The sequence below is a fragment of the Pollutimonas thiosulfatoxidans genome (genome assembly GCF_004022565.1).
GTDB lineage: Bacteria > Pseudomonadota > Gammaproteobacteria > Burkholderiales > Burkholderiaceae_B > Pusillimonas_D > Pusillimonas_D thiosulfatoxidans.
On the sequence record NZ_CP022987.1, the window covers coordinates 699077 to 722267 of the forward strand.

General features: G+C 60.3%; 20 protein-coding genes and 2 riboswitches. Of the genes, 4 read left to right on the forward strand and 16 right to left on the reverse strand.

Going from position 1 to position 23191, the window contains the following annotated elements:
- Window positions 1-9 precede the first annotated feature (9 nt).
- Window positions 10-1902, forward strand: a complete 1893-nt coding sequence (locus CKA81_RS03405) for a potassium transporter Kup (protein WP_128354047.1) — start codon at window positions 10-12, stop codon at window positions 1900-1902.
- 67 nt (window positions 1903-1969) lie between these two features.
- Here CKA81_RS03405 and CKA81_RS03410 read toward each other — a convergent pair whose 3' ends face one another.
- The 11 genes from CKA81_RS03410 to CKA81_RS03460 all read right to left on the reverse strand — a co-directional run bounded on the left by CKA81_RS03410 (window position 1970) and on the right by CKA81_RS03460 (window position 14370).
- The gene (locus CKA81_RS03410) at window positions 1970-2581 is read right to left on the reverse strand and encodes a hypothetical protein (RefSeq protein ID WP_128354048.1); all 612 of its coding nucleotides are present in this window, start codon (window positions 2579-2581) and stop codon (window positions 1970-1972) included.
- Window positions 2582-2687: 106 nt separating this feature from the next.
- A complete protein-coding gene (gene mnhG / locus CKA81_RS03415) occupies window positions 2688-3053 on the reverse strand; it encodes a monovalent cation/H(+) antiporter subunit G (RefSeq protein ID WP_128354049.1) in 366 nt (121 codons plus the stop codon).
- Window positions 3050-3331 (reverse strand): K+/H+ antiporter subunit F, encoded by a 282-nt coding sequence (locus CKA81_RS03420; RefSeq protein WP_128354050.1) that lies wholly within the window; start codon window positions 3329-3331, stop codon window positions 3050-3052. The genes mnhG and CKA81_RS03420 overlap by 4 nt, the downstream gene beginning before the upstream one ends.
- The gene (locus CKA81_RS03425; protein ID WP_128354051.1) at window positions 3328-3822 is read right to left on the reverse strand and encodes a Na+/H+ antiporter subunit E; all 495 of its coding nucleotides are present in this window, start codon (window positions 3820-3822) and stop codon (window positions 3328-3330) included. The genes CKA81_RS03420 and CKA81_RS03425 overlap by 4 nt, the downstream gene beginning before the upstream one ends.
- Window positions 3819-5456: a monovalent cation/H+ antiporter subunit D gene (locus CKA81_RS03430; protein ID WP_128354052.1), complete on the reverse strand. Its 1638-nt coding sequence runs from the start codon at window positions 5454-5456 to the stop codon at window positions 3819-3821. Before CKA81_RS03430 ends, CKA81_RS03425 begins: the two co-directional genes overlap by 4 nt.
- The gene (locus CKA81_RS03435; protein ID WP_128354053.1) at window positions 5453-5797 is read right to left on the reverse strand and encodes a Na+/H+ antiporter subunit C; all 345 of its coding nucleotides are present in this window, start codon (window positions 5795-5797) and stop codon (window positions 5453-5455) included. The genes CKA81_RS03430 and CKA81_RS03435 overlap by 4 nt, the downstream gene beginning before the upstream one ends.
- Window positions 5797-8730: a monovalent cation/H+ antiporter subunit A gene (locus CKA81_RS03440; RefSeq protein WP_128354054.1), complete on the reverse strand. Its 2934-nt coding sequence runs from the start codon at window positions 8728-8730 to the stop codon at window positions 5797-5799. The genes CKA81_RS03435 and CKA81_RS03440 overlap by 1 nt, the downstream gene beginning before the upstream one ends.
- A gap of 92 nt (window positions 8731-8822) precedes the next feature.
- Complete coding sequence (locus CKA81_RS03445; RefSeq protein ID WP_128354055.1) at window positions 8823-9197, reverse strand: YbaN family protein; 375 nt, start codon at window positions 9195-9197, stop codon at window positions 8823-8825.
- 12 nt (window positions 9198-9209) lie between these two features.
- Window positions 9210-10379 (reverse strand): YbfB/YjiJ family MFS transporter, encoded by a 1170-nt coding sequence (locus tag CKA81_RS03450; RefSeq protein WP_128354056.1) that lies wholly within the window; start codon window positions 10377-10379, stop codon window positions 9210-9212.
- Window positions 10376-12688: an ATP-dependent DNA helicase gene (locus CKA81_RS03455; RefSeq protein WP_128354057.1), complete on the reverse strand. Its 2313-nt coding sequence runs from the start codon at window positions 12686-12688 to the stop codon at window positions 10376-10378. Before CKA81_RS03455 ends, CKA81_RS03450 begins: the two co-directional genes overlap by 4 nt.
- Entirely contained in the window at window positions 12685-14370 is a 1686-nt protein-coding gene (locus tag CKA81_RS03460; RefSeq protein WP_128354058.1) for a VRR-NUC domain-containing protein, read from the reverse strand. The genes CKA81_RS03455 and CKA81_RS03460 overlap by 4 nt, the downstream gene beginning before the upstream one ends.
- Window positions 14371-14569: 199 nt before the next feature.
- Here CKA81_RS03460 and CKA81_RS03465 point away from each other — a divergent pair, with 199 nt between their 5' ends.
- The 3 genes from CKA81_RS03465 to CKA81_RS03475 all read left to right on the forward strand — a co-directional run bounded on the left by CKA81_RS03465 (window position 14570) and on the right by CKA81_RS03475 (window position 15573).
- Complete coding sequence (locus CKA81_RS03465; RefSeq protein WP_128354059.1) at window positions 14570-14770, forward strand: CsbD family protein; 201 nt, start codon at window positions 14570-14572, stop codon at window positions 14768-14770.
- A 72-nt stretch (window positions 14771-14842) separates the two neighbouring features.
- Window positions 14843-15007, forward strand: a complete 165-nt coding sequence (locus CKA81_RS03470) for a DUF1328 domain-containing protein (RefSeq protein ID WP_128354060.1) — start codon at window positions 14843-14845, stop codon at window positions 15005-15007.
- 122 nt (window positions 15008-15129) lie between these two features.
- A complete protein-coding gene (locus CKA81_RS03475) occupies window positions 15130-15573 on the forward strand; it encodes a flagellar protein FlhE (RefSeq protein WP_128354061.1) in 444 nt (147 codons plus the stop codon).
- On the opposite strand, the gene CKA81_RS03480 is transcribed toward CKA81_RS03475, so the two are convergent.
- The 5 genes from CKA81_RS03480 to CKA81_RS03500 all read right to left on the reverse strand — a co-directional run bounded on the left by CKA81_RS03480 (window position 15570) and on the right by CKA81_RS03500 (window position 22807).
- Window positions 15570-16679: an alpha-hydroxy acid oxidase gene (locus tag CKA81_RS03480; RefSeq protein WP_128354062.1), complete on the reverse strand. Its 1110-nt coding sequence runs from the start codon at window positions 16677-16679 to the stop codon at window positions 15570-15572. The genes CKA81_RS03475 and CKA81_RS03480 overlap by 4 nt on opposite strands.
- A gap of 45 nt (window positions 16680-16724) precedes the next feature.
- The gene (locus CKA81_RS03485; protein WP_128354063.1) at window positions 16725-17405 is read right to left on the reverse strand and encodes a Fe2+-dependent dioxygenase; all 681 of its coding nucleotides are present in this window, start codon (window positions 17403-17405) and stop codon (window positions 16725-16727) included.
- Between the two features lie 95 nt (window positions 17406-17500).
- Complete coding sequence (locus CKA81_RS03490) at window positions 17501-19831, reverse strand: TonB-dependent receptor (protein ID WP_128354064.1); 2331 nt, start codon at window positions 19829-19831, stop codon at window positions 17501-17503.
- Window positions 19832-19954: 123 nt separating this feature from the next.
- Entirely contained in the window at window positions 19955-21196 is a 1242-nt protein-coding gene (speE, locus tag CKA81_RS03495) for a polyamine aminopropyltransferase (RefSeq protein ID WP_128354065.1), read from the reverse strand.
- Window positions 21197-21364: 168 nt separating this feature from the next.
- On the reverse strand, window positions 21365-22807 hold the full coding sequence (locus CKA81_RS03500) for a sodium:solute symporter family protein (protein WP_128354066.1): 1443 nt from the start codon (window positions 22805-22807) through the stop codon (window positions 21365-21367).
- Window positions 22808-22895: 88 nt separating this feature from the next.
- Window positions 22896-23004, reverse strand: a riboswitch (TPP riboswitch).
- 59 nt (window positions 23005-23063) lie between these two features.
- A riboswitch (TPP riboswitch) is annotated at window positions 23064-23162 on the forward strand.
- Window positions 23163-23191 lie beyond the last annotated feature (29 nt).

Here is a 23191-nt window from a genome sequence, read left to right on the forward strand (position 1 = left end):
CAGGCATCGATGACGACTGTGCAGCACGCCACTACCCGACCGGACGCGTCGCCACGCGCGCTGCTTATCATGGGCGCGCTGGGCGTCGTGTATGGCGACATCGGCACCAGCCCCCTTTATGCCATCAAGGCGTCCCTGCTGCTGATGAGCAGCCATGCCCGCGCCGATATCCTTGGTTTGCTGTCGCTGTTCTTCTGGACGCTGATGTTCGTGGTGTCCATCAAGTACGTCACTGTTATCTTGCGCGCAGACAACAAGGGCGAGGGCGGTACCATGGCCTTGCTGGAACTTGCCTTGCGTGGCGCCAGCGGCGCCAGACGCTGGCGGCTGATTATCCTGGGGCTGATTGGTGCCGGGCTTTTTTATGGCGATAGCGTCATCACCCCAGCCATCTCCGTGCTTTCCGCCATCGAAGGCATCAGCTTGCTGTCGCCCGGCATGGCGTCCTGGGTTGTGCCGATGGCCGTGGCCGTCCTGGCTGGCCTGTTTGCCATACAGTCTCGCGGCACCGGGGCCATGGGTAAATTGTTTGGTCCCATCATGCTGGTGTGGTTCCTGGTTCTGGGGGTATTGGGCGCGTGGCGCATTGCGCAAAGCCCGGAAATTCTGCTGGCGCTCAATCCGTGGTGGGCCTACAGCTTTATGGCTCGGGCACCATGGGAAGTCTATGCTCTGTTCGGCGCTATCGTGCTGGCGGTCACCGGCGCCGAGACGCTCTATGCCGACATGGGCCATTTCGGTCGGTCCACGGTCCGCCGCGCCTGGTTCGGCATGGTGCTTCCGGGCTTGGTGCTTTGTTATTTTGGGCAGGGTGCCTTGGTCCTGGCCCAGCCTGCGGCGATGACAGATCCGTTCTTCATGTTGGCCCCCGCGTGGGCGCTGGCACCTCTGGTGTGTCTGGCGACGATCGCCGCCATCATCGCCTCGCAGTCGGTGATTTCAGGTGCCTTCTCGGCGACACGGCAGGCAGTGCAGCTGGGATTCTGGCCGCGCATGATCATTCTTCATACCTCGGCCCGCGAAGAGGGTCAGGTGTATCTTCCACGGGTGAATGCACTACTTTTTATTGCCGTACTGGTACTGGTGGTAAGTTTTGGATCGTCCGGCGAGCTGGCAAGTGCCTATGGCTTCGCGGTGACGGGCACCATGCTCATGACGTCGCTGCTGGCTTTTTTCGTGTTGCCGCGTGGCACCCGCGGGTATCGCCGTTGGCTGTGGCTAACATTGCTTAGTGTGTTTCTGCTGGTCGACGCGCTGCTGCTGTCGGCTAATGCCTTGAAGTTTTTCGAGGGAGGTTGGCTGCCCTTGATGATAGGCGCCGCGCTGCTGACCTTGATGATCACCTGGAAGCAGGGCCGCGAGCGCATCCACGAGACCTTGTCCGGCGACCACCAGCCACTGAAGTCTTTCATGGAGTCGCTGGAGGCGTACCCGCCTACTCGTGTGCCGGGCACAGCGGTGTTCATGAGCATGATAGCCAACACGGTGCCCCCGGCCTTGCTGCATAATTTGAAGCACAACAAGGTGCTGCACGAACAAGTGCTGTTTCTGACGGTGCAAAGCGCTGACGTGCCCTACATTTTTGAGTCGGAGCGCTACACGCTGGAACAGCAAAGCGCCAGCAGCTGGCAGGCTGTCGGACGCTGGGGGTTCAAGCAGGAACCCAATGTGCCGCAACTGCTGGAGCAGATTTGGGCGGCGCATCCGCAGCTTAATCTTGATCCGATGCAGACTTCATATTTTCTGTCCCGGACCGCCATCGTAGTGCGACGGCAGCCGCTGCATCGCGCCTGGCGTCGACGGCTTTTTGCCGTCATGGCCCGCAATGCCAGCGGCACCACGCGTTTTTATCGCATTCCACCCAATCGTGTGGTTGAAATGGGCATGCAGATGGAACTGTAAAAAAGTCGGCCCCCACAGAAATCATGTGGGGGCCGATTTTGCTATGCGGTGTGCCGCGCTCTGAAGACTATTTGGCCAGCCCGGTTCCCGGCACCACTGCGGGGCTGGGTTGCGAGGTGGGTGCCAGAGAAGGCGCGGGAACCACTGGTGGCGGATTGGGCGCTAAGGCCGGTGCGGGCAGACTGGGCGGATTCGCCGGCGTCGTGGTGATGCCTGGCGCCGTCGCACCCGGCATGGTGCCTTGCGCTGCACCCGTTGACGTAGCCGGAGCCGCTGGAACGGTAATCGTGGTTTGACGCAGGACACCGCCGCCCTCAACGCTGCCTTGGGTCTGAGTGCTGGCCCCGGACATTTGCAGCAGGCAGTCCTCGCGCTCGTTGATCGGCAGGGCATTGCAGCGCTCACGCTGATTCTGCGCATAAGCTTCATTGCCGTGAGTCAATCGATTGCGCTGCGCCTCTTCGCGGGCCGCACCGGCCTCGCGCAGGCAGGTGGCCTTGTCCTGATGAGTCTGCCCGGTATTGCAGCGCTCCACGTCAAGGCGGTAGCGTGCCTCGATGTCGGCCTCGGTGCCGGGGCTGCTGCTGGCCGCGAAGGCGGCAGGCGCGCACAGCAGGGCGCTAAGCGCGATCATGGCTAGGCTAAGCCGGGGTTGTCGCCTGGTTTGAGTAAGCATCATATACGTACTCCTTATGGTTGAAGTTCTTCTAAGCGAAGAGCCTGCAACCAGTATATTAGTGCTTACGCGGGCCAGTGTAAGTGAACGTTTCCGCGGTTGGTGCCGTCTACTTGTGTCGAACCCCCCGGGATGCCGCCGGCATGGCGTCGCCTCCGGAAGCGGTGTCGCGCTCTTTACGCTTGATCGCTGCACGCATGAGCAGCATGGCAGTGACGGGCGAGGTAATGACCAGGAAAACGGTGATGAGTATCTGGTGCACGACAACGCGCTGCTCTATGTAGGAGGACGCCAGGATGGAGGCAAGCAGGACACAGAATACGCCCAGGGTGTTGCCCAGCGTAGGGGCATGGATGCGCTGGTAGAAGCCGGGTAGTCGCAGCAAGCCCAGCGAACCGATCACAGTAATCAGGCCGCTGATGACCAGCAATAGCGCCACCGGGATGGCAATCCAGAAAGGCAATGCTGGAATCATGGTTCGATGACCTCGCCGCGCAGCAGGAATTTAGCCAAGGCAACCGACCCAACAAAACCGAACATGCTGATCAGAAGTGCGATGTCGAAATACAGTCCCGAATTGAACTGCAAGCCCAGTACCAGCAGGATCAACATGCCATTGATATACATGGTGTCCAGGGCCAATACCCGGTCAGGTGATGATGGGCCGCGCAACATGCGCAGTACGGACAAGACAACCGCGATCACGTAGCAGCCCAGGGCGAAGGTGGCCGCCCAGTAAACAAGCGTACTCATTCAAAGATCTCCATCAATGGACGTTCATAGCGTTCCTGTATGGTGTGCAGCCACTCGCTTTCGTCCTTCAGGTCCAGCACGTGCAAGGTCAGCACATTCTCGACGTCGGAGTAATCCGACCATACTGTTCCCGGCGTATAGGTCACGATGCAGGCTAAGGCGGCCAGGCCATGAGCGTCGCGCATGCGCAAGGGAATCTTAAGAAACCCTGACGTCGCCTGGGCTTGCTCGCCCATTAAAATGATGCGGGCCACCGCGATGTTTGACCGGGCTATATCTACCGCCACGTGCCAGATCAGACAAAGCATGGTCCACACATGCTTGGGCCGGGCCCGCAATGGGCGCAGCTTCGAAGCGCTTAGCGCCAGCGTCAGCGCGATGGCGATGCCGCCGCCCAGCGCAATTTGGCCCGGCGATACGCTGTCGTTCAACAGCAACCACAAGGCAAGAAGCGCCAAGGGCAAAGTAAGCCGGTGCAGATGGCGCTTCATGACCCTGCCTCCGGTTCGATAGCCCGACTGGTATTCTGATTGAGCACCGCGTTAACGTAGGACGCCGGCCTATCGAGGTAGCTGGCAGTCTGGCCCAGGTAGTTCATGGCGGGGCCGGCCCAGAAGGCGAGGCCGACGCAGGCCAGTATCAGGGCCGCGACGGGGGCCGCTTCGCTTATGCGCAGGCGCGGGATGACGGTGTCTTCAGGGGTCCAGAACAGACGTATGCCGCTGCGGCTTAGCGCGATGATACAAGCCAGACCAGACACCAGCATGCCTATCACCAGTGACCAGGCGGCCATCGACGGTGTGTCGCCGATGGGCGTTTCCAGAGCTGCCGAGAGCAAGGCGAACTTGGCAACAAAGCCCGATAGCGGCGGCAAGCCGGCAATGAGCAGTGCGCAAGCGATAAAGGCCATGCCCAGGAAGGCCATCGCGGCGGGAATGGCGACCCCCACGACATCGTCGGATCGATTAGGAGACTCGGGGTCCTCCAGGTCGAACGCTTCGAGCGAAATAGCGAGCAGGTCGGCACCAAAGGATTGCGTCCTTGCGATCATCTCCAGCAGCATGAACAGGGCGCCCAGCGCCAGCACGGAAGTGATCAGATAAAACAGGGCAGGCCCGGTCATGGTGACGCCCGGCATGCCAAGTGCCGCGAGCAATATGCCCGAAGAAATGATCACGCAGTAGCCGGCCTGGCGTTCAGTTTGGGGAGCGGCAAGCACACCTATGGTGCCAAAGGCCAGGGTCGCCATGCCCAATGGAAACATCCACTCGCCCCCGAAGGCGGCGGGCGCACCGGTAGGTATCAACAGCGAGCCTATGCGCAGCAAGGCATAGATGCCGACCTTGGTCATGATGGCGAAGAAGGCGGCCACCGGTGCGCTGGCGTTGGCGTAGGCCGCCGGCAGCCAGAAGTTCAGCGGCCAGGCAGCGGCCTTGATCAGGAAGGCCACCCCCAATATGGCGGCACCCGCTTCGAATAGGCTGCGTTCAGAACCAGCCAACTGTCCGGCGCGGCCGGCCAGATCGGCCATGTTAAGTGTGCCGGTTACGCCGTAGATCAGCGCCATGGCGATCAAAAGCAGGAAGGCGGCAAGCAGGTTGACGACTATGTAGTGCAAGCCGGCGGCAACGCGCTGCTTGCCCGAGCCGTGCAACAGCAAGCCATACGAGGCTGCCAGCAGCACCTCGAAGAAGACGAACAGGTTGAACAGGTCGCCAGTAAGGAAGGCGCCGTTCAAGCCCATCATCAGGAACTGAAAGAGGGGGTGAAAGTGCACGCCGGCCCTGTCCCAGCGGGCCGTGGCATAGACCCACGTCGTCAATCCCATCACGGCGGTAAGCAGCAACATCAGGGTCGACAGCTTGTCGACCACGGCCACGATGCCAAAAGGCGCGCGCCAGTCGCCCAGCAGATACACGCCCACGCCGTCGGGCCAGTTGCTGGGCGTATGGCCGTAAGCCATGCTGAGCAGCATGACGGCGCAATACAGCTGGGCAACGATGGAGGCAAAGCCCAGGACCAGGCGGCCACGACGATGGGCGTCGTTCAGCAACAGCATGCCGGCACCGGCTACCAAGGGCAGGATAACCGGAAGTATGGGCAGGTGCTTCAGCCATTCGCTCATTGCGGCGGCTCCTGTCCATCGACGTGGTCGGTGTCGGAAAGCCCGCGCGAAGCCAGCAGCACGACCAGGAACAACGCCGTGGTGGCAAAGCCGATGACAATGGCCGTCAATACCAGGGCTTGCGGCAAGGGGTCAGCATATTGCGTGGCGTCGGCCGCCCAGTCGGTATTGATGACGGGCGGTGAGCCCAGCTTCACACGTCCCATGCCGAAGATGAAAAGATTGACGGCATACGAGATCAAGGACAGGCCCATGATGACCTGGAAGGTTCGTGGGCGCAGCAGCAGCCAGATGCCGGATCCGGCCAGCACCCCTATGGCCATGGCCAATATTATTTCCATCAGGCCTCTCCTGCTTCGGGTAGTGCTTGAACCGCCGGGGCAGCCGCGGGCTTGCGGTATAGCCGCAGCGATTGGTGGGCCAGCGCAACCAGCATCAGCACCGTTGCCCCCACAACCAGCATATACACACCAATGTCGAATAACAGCACGGTGGACAGATGCACGTGCCCGATCAGCGGTACGTGGAAGTCCCGGCTGATGGCTGCCAGCAACGGACGCGCCGCCCACCAGGCTGACATCGCCGCGCCACCGGCTGCCAAGAGGCCCACCGCCAACCAATATTGAGGATGGATGCGCGGACGTGCTTCGACCCAGATCACGCCACCCACCATGTACTGCAGGATGATGGCCGTGGCCATGATGAGCCCGCCAACGAAACCGCCGCCCGGCAAGTTATGGCCGCGTATCAGGAAGTAGAGGGAAATCAGCACAGCCAGCGGCAACAGCAATCGGACCAGCACAGCCGGTATCTTCATGACGCCGTCGGGCACGAGCGCCTTCGGATCCGGCTCTGCAAATCGATCAACCAGCCGGCTGGTATCCAATATGCGCCGGCGCGCCCGGGGCAGGGTCATGCTCTCGGGTGGCGGACGGAAACGGCGCAGCAGCGCGTATACGGTCAATGCGACGATGCCGAGCACGGTGATTTCACCGAAGGTGTCAAAGCCTCGGAAGTCCACCAGGATGACGTTGACGACGTTCGCGCCACCGCCGAAAGGTATGGCCTGCTCGACAAAGAATGATGAAATTCCCCCAGGATGCGGACGGGTGAATACCGCATAGGCAATGGCCGCCAGCCCCGCACCACTGATGATGGCGATGATGAGGTCGCGAAAGCGCCGCACAAACGCCCGCAAAGCGCTCTGTAGCGGCGGAGGGCCATCGTCGGCGGCCACGCGCGGCGGCAGCCAGCGCAGCCCCAGCAAGATAAGGACCAGGGTGACGACTTCAACGGCCAACTGGGTGAGGGCCAAGTCCGGAGCGGACAGCCAAGCAAAGGTCAAGGCAGTAACCAGCCCTGCGCCGCCGGTCAGCAGCAGCGACATGGCACGGTGATACTTCGCCTTACGTGCTGCGGCGATAGCGCAGGCGCCACCGGCTATCCACATCAGTGCGAACATCGGGTGCGCGGGTGTCGAGATAACCGGTTGCAGCCATTCGCTGCCCAGCAGGGGCAGCATGGCAACCAGGAAGGTCAGCAGTACGACGATCAGCAATTGCAATTGCAGTCGTGGCGAGCGTGTCCAGCCAAGGACGATGACTGAAGCGGTATCGACTAGTTCAAGTAGCGCTTCGAAGCTGCGACGACCATCAAAAATATAGATCAGTGGTGTCTTGCCGGGCCGCGTGCGATCGCGGTGACGCAGCAGTCGCAGCAGCGCGATGCCGCCTATCAGGGCAAGCAAGCTCATCATCAGGGGCAAATTGAAGCCATGCCAGATGCGCAGGTCGTAATGGGGCGTGGCCGAGCCCAGCAAGGCCTGAGTGGCATTGTGCAGGAAGGGTCCGAGCGTAATGGCGGGTAACATGCCCACTACCAGGCAGATCAAGACCAAAATGCCGCTGGGTATCAGCATGAGTAGCGGCGGCTCATGGGGATCGCGCGGCAGATCGCGTGGCGCGGGACCGAAAAACACCTGCATAATGAAACGCAAGGAATAGGCCACGCTGAAGATGCCAAAGACCAGCGCAGCGGCCGGCAATCCGTAGCGATTGAACCAGTTGCCCGTCATGAACACGGTTTCAGTGAAGAACATTTCCTTCGAAAGAAAACCATTAAGCAGCGGCACACCGGCCATCGATGCGGCCGCGACCACAGCCAGCGTGGCAGTGATAGGCATGCTTCGGTATAGCCCCGACAGCCGGCTCAGATCTCGGGTGCCGGTCTCGTGGTCGACGATGCCGGCAGCCATGAATAAGGAAGCCTTGAAGGTGGCGTGGTTGACCATATGGAACACGGCAGCAATCAGGGCCAGTTTGGTTTGCAGGCCCAGCAGCAGGGTGATCAGACCGAGGTGGCTGATGGTGGAATAGGCCAGTACGCCTTTCATGTCCATCTGGAAAGTCGCCGCATAGGCACCCAGCACCAGCGATACCAGTCCGGCGGTGCCGATAATCCACATCCATTCGTCTGTTCCGGCCAATACCGGCCACAGTCGTGCAAGCAGGAACACCCCTGCCTTGACCATAGTGGCCGAATGCAGGTAGGCGGACACCGGTGTGGGCGCCGCCATCGCGTTGGGCAGCCAGACGTGGAAGGGAAATTGAGCGCTTTTGGACAAGGCGCCCAGTGCGACCAGTATCAGTATGGCCAAGTACCACGGATGGGTGCGGACCAGGTCGCCCGATGCCAGTACCTCGTCCAGGTCATAGCTGCCTACCACCTGGCCCAGCATCAACATGCCGGCCAATAGGCAAAGGCCGCCTGCGCCCGTAATGATCAGCGACATGCGGGCGCCGCGGCGCGCATCAAGCCGGTGATGCCAATAGGCGATCAGCATGAACGATGACAGGCTGGTCAGTTCCCAGAACACCACCAGTTGTATCAGGTTGCCCGACATCACGATGCCCAGCATCGAACCCATGAACGCCAGGAAAAATGAGAAAAACCGGGGGACAGGATCTTGGGGCGACAGATAGTATCGGGCGTAAAGCACGATGAGCGCGCCCATCGTCGTGATGATCATCGCGAACAACCACGAGTATCCGTCCAGCCTCAGGGTCAGGTCCACACCGAGTTGCGGAATCCACGCCACCGTGGTCTTGATGACACGTGCGTCGACCACGCTGGGCAACTGGGTGAACACCATCACGGCACAGGCGATGGCAATACCGCCCGCCAACCATGCTTCCAGCTTGCGGGCATTCGCGGGTAGCAGGGCAGCAAGGATACTGCCTGCGAATGGCAAGGCAAGAATAAAAACTAATGACATCTAGGGCGGGGGAGAATAGGTTGTTGTGATACAGCCTCAATAATACGATATGTTGCGCTCGCTTCTGCGCGAACGGCGGTGATCGTCCGCGATTACGAAGCGCTATCCGGCATGGAGGTCTTCATGCGCAATAAATACACACTGGTGCCTATGCCGGGCACTAATAATAGCAGTCGCACCCACAAGATCGGAATAAGCCAGGCCGACACGGCCAGGGATACCCACAGAAATACCAGCGCCAGGATTTTCGCGCGCATGGGGATGCCCCGCCCGGACTGAATGTTGGCCAGGTATGGGCCGATCATGTGGTGGGTAAGCAGCCATCGATGCAAGCGTTCGGAGCCGCGCAGGTAACAGGCCGATGCCAGCAACAAAAAGGGCGTGGTGGGCAGCAGAGGCAGGAAGATCCCGGCGATAGCCAGTATCAAGGCGATGGTCCCGGCGATGTTGTACAGCGCTTTGATCATCCTGCAAGGATACTAGGACGCTGCCACTTGGGCTGCTGGCGTTTGTACCGGTTTCTGCAGCAATGCGATCAGCGCGCCGACCACCAGGACACCTGCCGAGACGCTCAGACCCATGGACAGGGAGCCGGAAAGGTCACTGACCCAGCCGGCTGCGACGGGACCGATAGTCTGGCCGATGGCGAACAAGCTGGTGGCAACGGCCAGCGCACCGCCCCAGGCCGGCGGCGGCAAGTTGGTTTTGACAAAACCCGTTGCTGCGGAAGGCACCATGAATACGCTGGAACCCACCAGCGCGGCCGACAGCCACACACCGGCGATGCTGGGCACCATCAGCGGCAGCGCCGCACCCACCGCCAGCACCATCATGGACGCCGCCATGGGTACACCATCATGGCGACCATTGAACACGCGGCGCCATAGCATCGGTGCCATCAGGGTCATGAAGCCCAGCAAGCTCCACATGACGGAAGTGATGGCGGCCTGCGACAGGCTGCCAACGGGATTGGCGCCCACCCATGCCACAATGAAAGTCACATACGCGATGTAGCCCAGCCCGAACAGAAAATAGGCCGTGAATTCCGGCACGCAGGGTCGCCATGGCCATTTGGCGTAAGAGCCAGCTTGCGAGGGTTCTGCGATGTCTCGCATGGCGGCGATCGCGGCCAGCGACAGCGGAACGCAAATGGCGCCCATCGCCATCCATGCCCACGGCCAGGAGCCGGGGCCGGCATATTCGAACAGCCACGGCAGCAGCGCGCCGGTAACCAGCATGCCGATGCCGCCGCCACTAAAGAAAATAACGATGGCACGCGTGCCCAGGACACCGGACAAGACGCCGCCACAAATGAAGGCGCCGGCAGCGCCGAAGCCAGCCAGAAAGCGAAACAAGGTCAGCAGTTCGAAGTTGTGCGTCCAGCCATTGGCGATCAGGGCCAGGGTGGTAAGCGCCAGGCCGCCCACGAACAGGCGTCGATTTCCCACACGGGCGACGACGGCGATGGTGATCAGCGCCCCCAGCAAGTAGCCCAGCGCATTGGCGGTATTAAGCCAGCCTGCCTGTGCATAGTTAAGCTGCAGATCGGTCTTCATGGCAGGCAGGATCAGCGCATACGCGAACCGCGCAAAGCCGACCGCCACGGCAGCACCGCCGGAAAGAGCCCACGGTCTGATTGCCGCTTTCATGAAATCAATACACCTTCGTCCATAGTCTGATCGGCGTATTCTACCCGCCACCAGCGCGGAAAAAGGCGGCGTACACGCGCTTGCGCATAGCGGTCATCGATCAGGTGGACGACGCCTACGTCGGTATCGGTCCGTATGACTCGCCCCGCAGCCTGCACCACTTTCTGCAAACCGGGATACAGGTAGGCGTAGTCATAGGCATGCCGGCTGCCAAAGATGCTGCCCATGCTGTCTTTTAGCGCTTCATTCACCGGGTTCATCTGGGGCAGGCCCAGGGTGGAAACGAATGCCCCTATCAGTTTCCGGCCGGGCAAGTCTATGCCTTCGGCAAAGGCGCCCCCCAGCACGGCAAAGCCTATGCCGCAGCTGTCTTCCTGAAAGCGCTGCAGGAAGGCGTCCTTGTCGGTCTCCTGCATGGCGCGCGACTGATCCCAGATCGGGATTTCCGGGTAGCTGCGCGCGAACTCGTCCATCACCTGGCTCAGGTAGTCGAAACTGCTGAAATAGCTTAGATAGTTGCCCGGATGGTGTCGATACTGCCGGGCCATCAGCGCGGTAATGGGTGCAATGGATTGCGAGCGATGCTGATAGCGGGTCGATATCTGGCGCTGGACGATGACACGCAATTGTTCCGCACGGAAGGGCGTGTCTACATCTACCCAGGCGGCATCCTCGGGCATCCCCAGGGTATCGCGATAAAACGTGCAGGGGCTGAGTGTGGCCGAAAACAGCACTGCATGATGTGCGGCCGCAAAGCGCGGCTCGAGAAAGGGTGCCGGCACCATATTGCGCAAACACAGGCGCGCGCCCGATGGCCGTCTACCGGTGCGCGGCAGCAAGGTGATGTCGAATATCGAATGCGAAGCAAAGACCTCGGCCAGGCGCAGGAAGTGCAGCATGTCGAAGTAAAGCGTTTGCAGGGCCGTGTCGGTAGCGCTCTGGTGGTCTGCCAGGTAGTCCCCGACAATGCCGCTGGCGCGTAGCAGCGCATTGTGCAGCGCCTTGGGAATGCCGTCGTAGACCTGATAGAGCGACTCCTGATCGCGATACGATTTACGCCATGCCTTGAGCAGTGAGGTCAAGGCTGCTTTGAGCGACGGCGGGGCGCTGTGCTGCGCAGCGATCAGGCACGCTTCGTCCAGCTCGGCGCTGTACATTTTGCGCGCGCGTTCGATCAGGTTGTGCGCCTCGTCGGCCAGCACAGTGACTCGCCATGCGTTGTTGACCGTCTGGCTGTAGAGCATGGCCGTGGTGTCGAAGTAATAGTTGTAGTCTCCCACGACGACGTCGCTCCATTTTGCGAGCTCTTGCGTCAGCCAGTACGGGCACAACTGATGCCGCTGCCCCACTGCCCGCAGGGCCGTCTTGTCCAGGAAGGCCAGGTCCACGGCTTCCTGGCGCGCTGCCGGCAGTTTGTCATAGAACCCTTGCGCCAACGGGCACGATGCGCCGTTGCACTGCTTGTCCGGATGTTCGCAAGCCTTGTCGCGAGCAGTAAGCTCCAGTACGCGGATGCCGGTGTTTGCACTGTTTTGCGGTTTGGCAGATAGCCGTGCCAAGGCGTCCAACGCCAGTTGGCGGCCGGACGTCTTGGCCGTCAGATAGAACAGCTTGTCTATGCCTTCCCGCGGGCAGGCCTTGAGTACGGGAAACAGGGTGCCTGCGGTCTTGCCAATGCCGGTTGGCGCCTGGGCCAGCAGATGGCGGCCTTGCCTTGCGGACTTGTACACCGATACGGAAAGGTCGCGCTGGCCGGGCCGGAAGGCCGGAAAGGGAAACGACATGGCATCCAGGCCGGCGTCGCGAGCCAGGCGGTGGCGCATTTCCTGGTCGGCCCAGTCGATGAAGCAATCGCAGTGCTGCTGGAAGTGCTGCTCCAGCGACGCCGCCTCATGGTCTTCGACGATGAGGGTTTCCGTGCGTTCGCCGATATCAAAATACACCAGGGCGACAGCGATGCGGTTCAACTGCAACTGCCGGCATAACAAATAGGCATAGATCTTGGCTTGCGCCCAATGCAGAGCCCGATGGTTGGCCGGCATGGCCTCGAGCTTGCCGCGATAAGTCTTGATCTCTTCAAGCCGGTTCAGGTCGGGATCATAGCCATCGGCCCGACCGCGAACATGCAAGTTGCGATAATCAGCGGCTAGCGAAATTTCTGCCCGATAGGTTGGTGGCCGTTTGCTACGCACCGCGGCGTGCCCCTCCATGCCTTCCAACGCGGATGGTCCCGGCGTGAAACGCAGATCCAGATCGCCGCGTCGCGCCGTGAATTCGCACAAACTTCTTACCGCCACGGTGTAGTTCATGACGAAACCGGGCGCTGCACGTAGCACACACTGACCGGAACCCCGTGCCGGTTGAAGTGGTCCAGCCAACGCAGTTGATTGTCCTGCAGGCGGTCGCCGGGCCCTTTGACTTCTATCAAGCGATAGCGGCGCTGTTCCGGCCAGAACTGTATCAGGTCGGGCAGGCCCGACCGGTTGCCTCGTATGTCGTTCAGCAAACGTTCAAATGCCGCCTTCAAATGCGCGGCGGGAATGCAATCCAGCGCAAGATCCAGCAGTTGCTCCGGCAGCGCGCCCCAATAAACAAAGGGCGACAGCACACCGGCCTTGCGCTCGAAATTGCAGCGTATGGTCTCCTGATACTGACCAGTATGCAATTGGTCGAAATGCTCAGCGAAGAGCGACTGACGCCGCTTGCGAAAGTCCGCATGCAGCAAATCGGCAGGGCCGTGCTGGAAGGGATGAAAGAAGGCTCCCGGCACACTGGCAAAGAGCGTGTCCCAGCAAAGCAGGCCAAACAAGGAGTTGAACAGTGCGTTCTCAACGTAAAAGGCCGGCGCCGCATCCTCAGCCAGATGCTGGCGTACTTCTTCTTCTATACGCGTGGTCTGTGCCGGCGCCGGCAGCGTCACATCGATACGCACAATGCCTGGGCAGCTTGCGGTTTTCTTGCTTGCGTAGCCGCAAAGTCTTTGCAGGCGGGGCATCATTCGTAAAACCGCCTGTTGTTCCGCGTCGTTTGTTGTGTCGGTCAGGGCCAGCTGTGCCAATTCATGTGCGGCGGTGTATTGCTGGTTCCGCTCGAGCACCCGTATGCGGCGCGTCCGGGCTTCGCGATAGGCGCTGCGCTGATAACAGCTTTCCGCGACACTCCACTGTTGTTGCCGCTCGGCATGTCGGCCCAGGCGAAACAGCAGTTTGCTGCGCCGCTCTTCGAGCCAGTCGTTCGGGTAGGGCTCTGTCGGTATGCGTGCAAGCAAGATGTTTAGGGCGTCGGCGTCTGTGGCCTCGTCCAGTTCCTGCCGGCATTGATGCAGGTGCAGGTAGGCGTCAATTTGTTCGCGCTGCTGAAATGCACGCGATGAAGCATCCAGGCTTACCGCTTCGTAGGTGTGGGTGCCCAGGTCGGCGAGTACGAATTCCGTCCAGTCCTGGTGCAGATTGCCAAAAAACATCAGGCGTAGGCGGTCGCACAAGGCGCGGATATTCAGGCGGTAGATCGGGTCGACAACGGGCTGCTTGCCAGCGCTTTCGGCCCACTGCAAGAGCCTCCTGGGCTCCAGGTTCAGTGCAAGCAGGGCCTGGCGCTGGGCAGCCTTGGTTGCGCCCGCTACGCCGGTATTGGCAAGCAGCGGGGCCAGCAGTTGTCCAAGCTCGGACCGCAGCAGCAAACCAAACAGCTCGTCCACGGTCAGGGCAGGGTTGGCATCGACCCAAGCGGTGTCAGCCAGAGCGGCGAGTGCCGCTAGTGGGCAGCCAATTTCGGGATACCGAAGTTTGTCGGCGCGAAAGACGTCACCTTTGCGCATGATCATGCGCACGAGCAGAGCTCGCGCAGGCCGTGGCGTTTGCCTGAATTTCCGGATGAAGTCGGCTTCTTCGGGCAGCAGTAAATCATGATAGCGCTGGCGCACCCAGTCCAGAACAATTTCGAAGTTGTCCAGGTAGTACCAGGGGTTGTTCAGAGGGTCGCTGTACCGCATGCTGTTTGTGGAGTACTGGTTGGATACACAGTTTATCAGCTTGCCCGCACGCTAGTCATTGTTACCGCGTTGCCAAAATGTTTAGCAGTTGTTGCTGTGTCAGCGATATGGGGGGCATGGTTACATTTAGCCGGGTTTTGCTGTTGACCGCTATTCTTGCCACGTCTACGGTAGAGATGAATCAACCCAGGAGATCAGTATGAACAAAGACACACTGGAAGGTCAATGGAAGCAATTGGCGGGTAAAGCCAAAGTGGTTTGGGGCGACCTGACCGACGACGAACTGGCAAAGATCAATGGAAATGCCGAACAACTTACCGGCCTGGTTCAGGAGAAGTATGGTCGTACCCGTGAAGAGGCAGAGCGCGAAGTAAAGGATTTCTTCGACAGGAACCGCTAGTCGGTTGCAGGCCGTTCGGCCTATGGCAGTAAGCAATACAAGCACTGAAAATAACTAAGAAGGGGAATGAACATGCTTTATTACGCCGTAGTTTTTTTTGTTATCGCCATCATCGCAGCCTTTCTAGGCTTTGGCGGTATTGCAGCAGGTGCTGCGTCCATCGCGCAGATTCTGTTCTTTATTTTTCTCGTCCTCGCCGTGTTGGCGCTGCTTAGCGGTCTGTTCCGACGACGATAAGGCCAGTGCTGCCTGACTTTTTGTCAGGTTGTTGGGCCCGCAAGCTACAAGGCTTGCGGGCCTTTTTTTGTGTATGCTGGGCCCGTTGCGGTCGACGACCGCCTGGCAGGCTACGGTTTTTTATGACGATGATGATCGCGCGCAGGTCCTGCGCAAGGGCGCTGCAAGGTCTGTTGGGCTTGGCGTTGGTTTCGCTATTCACGCCTGCGTCGGCCGGCCAATTTTCATGGAGCCAGGATGTCGTCAGTCCGGCGATCAACTATGCACAGACCGAGATGCGGGTAGCATTTGCGCCCCCGGCGCTGCAGGCGGCCTCGAGCCCCGTCGTTATACATAGCGTGCATGCACGTGTCGAGGCTGCCGGCTCGGCCCAGGTAAACAGCCGTCTATGCTGGGGCGATACCGGTCCTTGTGTACCGCTGGAGCGTGGTCGCGTCACGACAGCAGCATTCAACGGCCTGGATCCCGGCCGTTCCATGTACCTGGTGCATAGCGTGCTCGGCAAGGGAGCGTTGCCCGCGCCGGTGTTCGTCAAGGGCACGGTTATCGTCTGGTATGGGCCTTAGCGCATTACCGCCGACGCGTCGATGTCGTGCAAGCGTGGCCGACCAGCCAGTGCCATGGTGACTTCCAGTTCGGTACGCAACATGTGCAGCACATGGGCCACCCCGGGTGCGCCGGCCGCAGCCAGCCCGTATATATAAGGACGTCCGATCAAGGTGGCCGTGGCGCCCAGCGCCAGCGCCTTGAAGACATCCGTGCCACGGCGGATGCCACCATCCAGCAGCACCGGCACCCGACCGGCCACTGCCTGAACAACCGAGGGCAAGGCGTCTATGGCAGCAGGCAGGGTGTCCAGTGTGCGTCCGCCATGGTTGGAAACCACCAGGCCTGCCGCGCCATTATCCAGCGCCTGTTGCGCGTCATGCGCGGTGTTGATGCCCTTGAGCACCACCGGCAGACGGGTCTGCTGGACCAGCCAACGAAGATCTTCCCAAGTGGGGGCCAAAGCAGGCAGCGGACCACCAAACAGGCCACTGCCCCCAGCTGCCGCATGCTGTGCGGGCGGGGGACGCATGCCGCGCAGGTTTGCGGCCTGTATGTGCTCGGGCAAGCTGAAGCCGGCGCGCTGTTCGCGGTTGCGCACACCATTGACCGGTGCATCGGCCGTCAATACCAGGGCCTGGTAGCCGGCCTGCTCGGCGCGCCTTATCAAGGCTATCGTGAAATCGCGGTCCGGCTGTATATATAGCTGAAACCACAAAGGGCTTTGCGCGCTCGCCGACAGATCTTCCAGGGTCACGCTGGCCTGAGTACTGACGACCATGGTCGCTCGCAGCGCCGAGGCACCCAGGACAGAGGCCAGCTCGCCATCATGATGCGCCAGACGCTGGTAGGCAACGGGTGCCAGCAAAATTGGATAAGGCAAGCGGCTGCCGAAGAGTTCAAGTTCGGTGCTGGCGCCTGCCAGGCAAGCCAGCACGCGTGGCTGTATGCGCAGGCGTTGAAACGCGGCCTCGTTGTCGGCCATGGTCAGTTCGTCGGCTGCGCCGCCGCTGACGTAGGCCCAGGCTGCGGCCGACATGCGCTCGCGGGCATAGGGGATGTAGTCGTTGACGGACGCGATGTTGGCCGGAATCTGCGCCAAGGGCGGTAAAGCTTCGTCAACCATGGTCGGCCTTGAGCGGACGGGCCGGCTGGAAGGGGGCTGTCGCCATCATGTATCGGACCATTCGCGTATGAGGTTGTGATAAACCCCGGTCAGTTGAGGCAGGGCGGGACTATCCGCCCGATCCTGCCCGATCCGCTGTATGGCGGTGTCCAGTTCCCACAGAATGGAGCGGCGGTTGTCCTCGCGGACCAGGCTTTGAATCCAGAAAAAAGCCGCCAGGCGTTCGCCGCGCGTGACCGGCGTGACGCGATGCAGGCTGGCCCCCGGGTAAACGACCAGGTGTCCGGCCGGCAGCTTCACAGTATGCGCGCCATAACTGTCTTCGATGGTCAGTTCACCGCCGTCGTAATCATCGGGATCGTTGAAAAACAGGGTGGCCGAAATGTCGCTGCGCACGCGCTGCGGCGTGCCCGGTATGCCGAAAATAGCGTTGTCGATATGGTTGCCGTAATGCCCACCACCGCTGTAGCGATTGAACCGTGGTGGCAGTACGCGCAAGGGCAGGGTGGCGGAAATGAAGCGCTGGTTCTTGCTTAATGCGTCCAGAATCAAGCCGCCCAGCTTTTGCGCGATGGGGTCGTCCAGGCTCAACTGCAGGTTGTCCTTGGCGTGTACGGCAACATGGCCGGCGGTGCTGCGTCCATCAGTCCAGTTGGCTTGCGCCAGGATTTGACGGCATTGCTGCACTTGAGCCGCGCTAAGGACGTCGGGGATGGTAAGCATCATAAGTTGTCTTCCTGTGGCCGCCATAGCGACAAAGCCCTGAGCCATCGAAACGCATGATGGCGCAGGGCTACTTTAGCAAAGATGCAAGGCGTTGCTTAGAACGTGGCCTCGGCGTTCAGCATCAGCGTGCGTCCACCGCCCGGGATGCCGAACAGTTGGAAGCCGTCCGAGCTGGCCGTGCCCCGTTGCAGGTAGAAGGTGTCGAAGATGTTGTTGACGTTCAGGCGCAAGGCCAGGTTCTTGTTGACCTTGTACCCGACTGCGGCGTTGAACAGCCAGTAGCTGGGCACGTATACGTCGGCTGACTGTCGCCCGCCGGGTGCTCTGTCGCCGGTGTAATTTCCGGCCACGAAGCGGCGCTTGCCCACGTACTGCGCACCCAAGCCGGCATCCCACTGGTGGTCGAAGGCATAGTTGCTCCACAGGTTGAAGGTCATGTCCGGCACGTTTTTCATCTTGCCGCCTTCTTGCCAGGGCTGTTCTGAATTTTCCAGGACCTTGCTGCGCAAGACCGTGAAACCGCCATAGGCTGACCATTTTGGAGTGATGTTGCCGGCCAGGCCAAGCTCGAAGCCGCGCACACGTTCCTTGCCGCTGTGTTGGGTCGTTCTGTTGGGGTTGTCCGGGTCTGTATCAGTCGGATTGCTGCGCTCCACCTGGAAGATGGCGCCGGTAAGCGATAGCTTCTCATCCAACAAATCCCATTTTGTTCCGAGCTCCCAGGTGGAGGCCTTACCTGGAGAGTAGCTGCTGACATCACCATCTTGGTCGCCACCGCCGGTTCGGGATGCCGCCGCCGCGGCTGACGGCTGTGCGGCCTGGCTGTACGACACATAGATGCTGCCGAACTCCACGGGCTTATAGACAAGGCCCAAGCGACCGCTCCATAAACCGTCGCTTTGCTCGAACGGTTGTATACGACCCGCTTCGTCATACCACTTGACCTTGTACTTGTCGTAGCGCAAGCCGGCGGCAATTTCCCATTGTTTGCTCAGGCTGATCTGATCGTAGGCGTAGAGCGCCCAGTTGGTGACTTTGGCGCCGCTCTCGTCGGTGCTGTTCAATCTTGTCCAGTCCCCAGAGTAATGCGTGCTGGGATCCCGTACGTCGATGACGCGGCGACCACTTGCGCCGGCGTATTGGCCATTAATGTCCGGCACCAGGCGACTAAACGGATCTTTCCGATAGCTTTCCTCGTAGAATTCAACACCCGTGACCATCTGATGGCGAACGCTGCCGGTATTGAAATCCAGGTTCAAATCGGTTTGATTGGCGATAATTTCGCCCTTGTAGCCGTTGGCGGAATTCTGAAGGCGGGGGACCGCAAGGTAGCCGGTGGGGTAGGTTTCATTGCCGCTGGCGTCATAGCCCCAATAATCGCTGTTGCCCTTCCTGGCAATAATCTGCCCTTGCGTGGTCCCGCCCGGCGCGTTCAGCAAGCGCCCCCCGGTCGTCATCAGCGTAAAGCGCTTGGTCTCCGACCAGCGGGTTTGATTGCGCACAGACACCTTGTCGTTGAAGTCGTGCTCCAGGCGCAGCATGGCCGTGTTGGTTTCCGTCTCTTCCGTATCGACGTTGTCGAGTTGGCCCCAGTAGTCACGCCCGATACCCCTCATGCGCTTGCCATCGCGACCCAGCGGCACACCCCAGTCGGGGGTGTTCTCGTCCTTCTGGTACGAATAGGCGGCGGTCACCCGAGTATCAGTACCCAGCCCCCAGGACAGCGAAGGCGCGACGCCCCAACGCTCGAAATCGCTATGGCCTCGCCCGGCGATGTCGTTCTCGTGATACATCAGGTTAAGGCGGAAGGCGGTGGTGTCGCCCAACTGATGGTTCAGGTCGGCGGTGGTCCGGCGATAGCTGTCGGTGCCCATTCCGACATTGAAGTCGTAAAAATCATCCAGCTTGGGTGTCTTGGTAACGAGGTTGACCGAACCGCCCAGCGACGCAACGCCCGACTCGATAGAGCCCGTGCCTTTATAGACCTCGGCCTGTTCCATGTTGTAGATGTCGTTGCGGCTGGAAAGCGCACTGTCCCGCACACCGTCGATGGTGATGCTTTGCTCGGCAGAGAAGCCGCGTATGGTGAACATGTCGCCCCAGCCGGCGTTGCCTTCACCGGCAGAAAAAGTGATGCCGGGCACGTTGCTCAGCACATCTTGCAGGCTCTGGGCGCCTTGTTGCTTCAATACTTCCGACGGAACGATGTTGATGGTCTGTGGCGTGTCCAGCAAAGGCGCCTGGAATTTGACCGATTGCACTGCCTCGGGTTTGAATGCCGGTACCGAACCCTGTACGCGTACCGGCGCCAACTCGGACACATCTGTCTGGGCCGCTGCCATGCCCGGCGTTGCCAGGGCGGCCACAATAGCCAGGTGCAGCAAGCTATACCGCTGAGGAGGGTGAATATCGTTCTGACGGAACATCGGTTGACCTCGTGCTTTCTTGGTTATTAACGAAAGCACGAATGATAACCATTCTCGACTAAATATTCAGCAGCGCGTAAGAAAACGCGCAAATTTACTCAGGATCGTTGTGAGCAGGCAACGTCAAGCCGGCTCCAGCAGCGCCCGATAATAGTTCGGAAGAGCGAATAAACCTCCATGTACTTCGGCGTTGTAGTACTGAAGATCGCCTATGCCTCGTGCATCAATACGAGCCTGCACTTGGGCAGGGTCTAGTGACAGCGGGTTCAATTGATCCGACACCACAGCCAGTGCCCAGTAGGCGCCGTATAGCGGTATATGTACGCCGTAGCCATGAACCTGCGAAAACACCGCCCGCAGGGTCTGTGCCATGCCGCGAACCTGGTCACGCTCGTGGAATGGCGATCCCAGATGCAAAACCAGGGCGCCGCCCGGGGCCAATACGCGCTGGCATTGGCGGAAGAAGTCTTCCGTGTACAAGGGGCCGGCAGGGGTTTCGGGGTCGGTCAGGTCCAGCAGGATGAGGTCAAAACCAGGTTCTGCAGCAGCGAGAAACTCGGCGCCGTCCTGGATGCGCATCGTAACCCTGGGGTCGTCCAGAGCGCCTTTGTTGATGGCTTGCAAGTGGGAGCGCGCCACCTCAACCACCTGCTCGTCCAGCTCCACCAACGTAAGGGCTTCGATGCTGGGATGCTTGAGCAACTCTTCGGCGGCGCCACCGTCTCCGCCGCCCACGATCAGTGCGCGCTTGGGATCCGGGTGGGCGATGGCGGCGGGATGGACCAGTGCCTCGTGATAGAAGAACTCGTCTGCCTCGGAAGTCATGAAGTGGCCATCCAGCCGCAAACTGCGTCCTAGTTCGGGCGACTCAAGCAGCTCCAGGCGCTGGTAAGGGGTTTGGCGCTCCAGGATACGTCGGTTGAACCGAAAGCCATACACGCTGGTGGCGTCCAGGGACTCGAGCAGCAGTTCGCCCTGGGCTCCCGGGCCGGTTTCATCGCCACGTTGCAGGCGTTCGATCTGTTCGTTTTTCGCCTGGAAGCTGCCCAGCAGTTCGCGCATCAGGCGCTCGGCCTTTGCGGAATTGTCGTCCATGAAATTACATACATAGACATCCAGCGTCACACCCGCGCGTTCGGGCCAGGTGTGGATGGCCAGATGCGATTCTGCCAGCAAAAGCATGCCGGTTACGCCGCCGGGCTGGCCTTCGTAATCAGGAAAGGTATGCCATTTCTCGGCGACCAGCGTGAGACCGGCGTCTACGGTGCGGCTACGGCAAAGGTCAGCCAATTGGGTGGCGTCGATCAATAACTTCGAGTCGCAAGCGCAGTTGTAAAGATCTGCCGTCAGATGCAGTCCTTGCATGGGAGTATGCTCCTTGGAATAAGCTTCTGCGCCAAGGCACAGCCAACTGAATGGCCACAAGCGACCGCGCGCAAGCACGGGTGTGGCATGGTAAAAGCCGCTAAGTATAGAACAATAGCACCCCTACATGCAGCTTCTTACCGCAACGCGCAGACACAGCGTGGCTCTTCAATCGTCCAGGTTGTGAACCCCGAGCTTCAAGTCGGCAAAGTCGTAGTTGGGCAGGGATGGCCGCAATTTAAGTATAAGCGCCGTGATCAGCACGGGTAGCAGAGCGGCGACCAGAAACGATTCCAGCAGGTAGACGGGCTTCTCGCCGGGAGCAGGAAACAACATCAAGCCGGCTAGCAGGCCGCAAACAGTGCTGGCCACGGCGCTACCTCCCCCATGCCGCCGGCTGAACAAGCCGAAAAATACCGGGAAGGCGGCAGCTGCGCAGAACAAGTCGGCCAACAAGAACAGATAGAGAACGCTATAGCCTTGGGCAGCAACAAGTATCACCGGGATGGCCAGTAGAAATATCAACCAGCGCGACAGCTTCATCAAGGTAGCTCTAGTCATGCCAGGCGCCAGCCGACGACCATCTACGGCGATAAGACTGGACAGCGCACTGATGGTGGTGTCGGCCGTGCTCATGACCAGCGCCAGGCCCAGCGGTATCAAAGCGATTGCCAGCCAAGCCGGTATACGGGGCATGATGACGCTGAACAGGGCCACCGAGCCGTCACCGGTGTGGCCCAGGCCAACGAAGGCCAAGCCAAATAGCCCCATCACGAAGATCACGGGTGCCGCCACCAGGCCGCCGAGCAGAAATCCGCGCCGCATGGTGGGCGTGTCGCGCGCTGCATAGACGCGTTGCCAGTTCCCCTGATGAAAGAGTCCGGTAAGCAGGATGGCCACGAAGAAAGTAAGGCCGGCCTTGACGCCTATGGGGTCCGTCAGATCAATCAGGCTGGGTGCGTGGGCCTGCAGACCAGTCAGCACAGGCTCGACGCCGCCAACGGCGCGCCAGCCTACGATCACCAGGATCAACAGCAGGGGCACGATGACCGCCATCTGTATCTTGTCGGTGAGTATGGATGCCCGCAAGCCGCCGTAGGAGGTGTAAAGCAAGGTAGAAACCATCACGATCACGGCAGTGACCCACAGCGGGACGGGCGCCAGCAGCGTGACCAGTTTGGCGATTGCTGTGAGTTCGGCCGCTAGGGTAATGAACATGTAGAACAACATGATCAGCAAGGCCAGCGCATGCATGGTTTTGCCATAGCGCAAGATCACAAACTCGGTCAAGCTGTGTCCTTGCGGAATTAAGTCGCGCATCCGCTTGCCTAGCGGGATCATCAATAGTCGGGGCGACATGGCGCCGATGGCGTAGCCGATGACCGCGCCCATGCCGCCCCAGGTCGCAGCCTGGGCCGGTGAAAACAGTATCCAGGCGCCCAGACTGCTTGCCACCAGAGTCAGCATGGTGGCTGTTGCGGTCTGACTGTTGCGCGCAACGACATAGTCTTCAAGGCTGCCGCGATCTCGCCTGGCGTACAGCATCCCGCTAACAGTGAATGCGGTGGAAAAAAGCAGCAGCCAGAATATCGTTGTAGAGCTTGCAAACATGGCGTCCCTTCTGCCGGTCGATGCCGGCGCATAAGCGAAAGCGCCGCTTGGATGACGCGGCGCGAAGTCACAAAGGGGGAAGCCAACTGGAATGATGCGTTTCCTTCCCTTCGCCGGCATGATCCGGATCAGGTTCTAAGGGTTACTGCAATGCTATGCAGAGTCTCAGCCCACATCGGGCTCCCCCAGGAACAAGTCCGAAGCATATGTCAGCGTGCTCGGGGTGTCAATGCGTCATCCCCATGCTATGGTGTTGCATTACGACACGGGGTGCCGGGGTTTGGGCCGGCTGAGATCCACACCCGTCGAACCTGCCCCAGTTAATACTGGCGAAGGGATGTCAGCCATATACGGGCTAGCGGCCATCGCGCCGTCCGCATACCT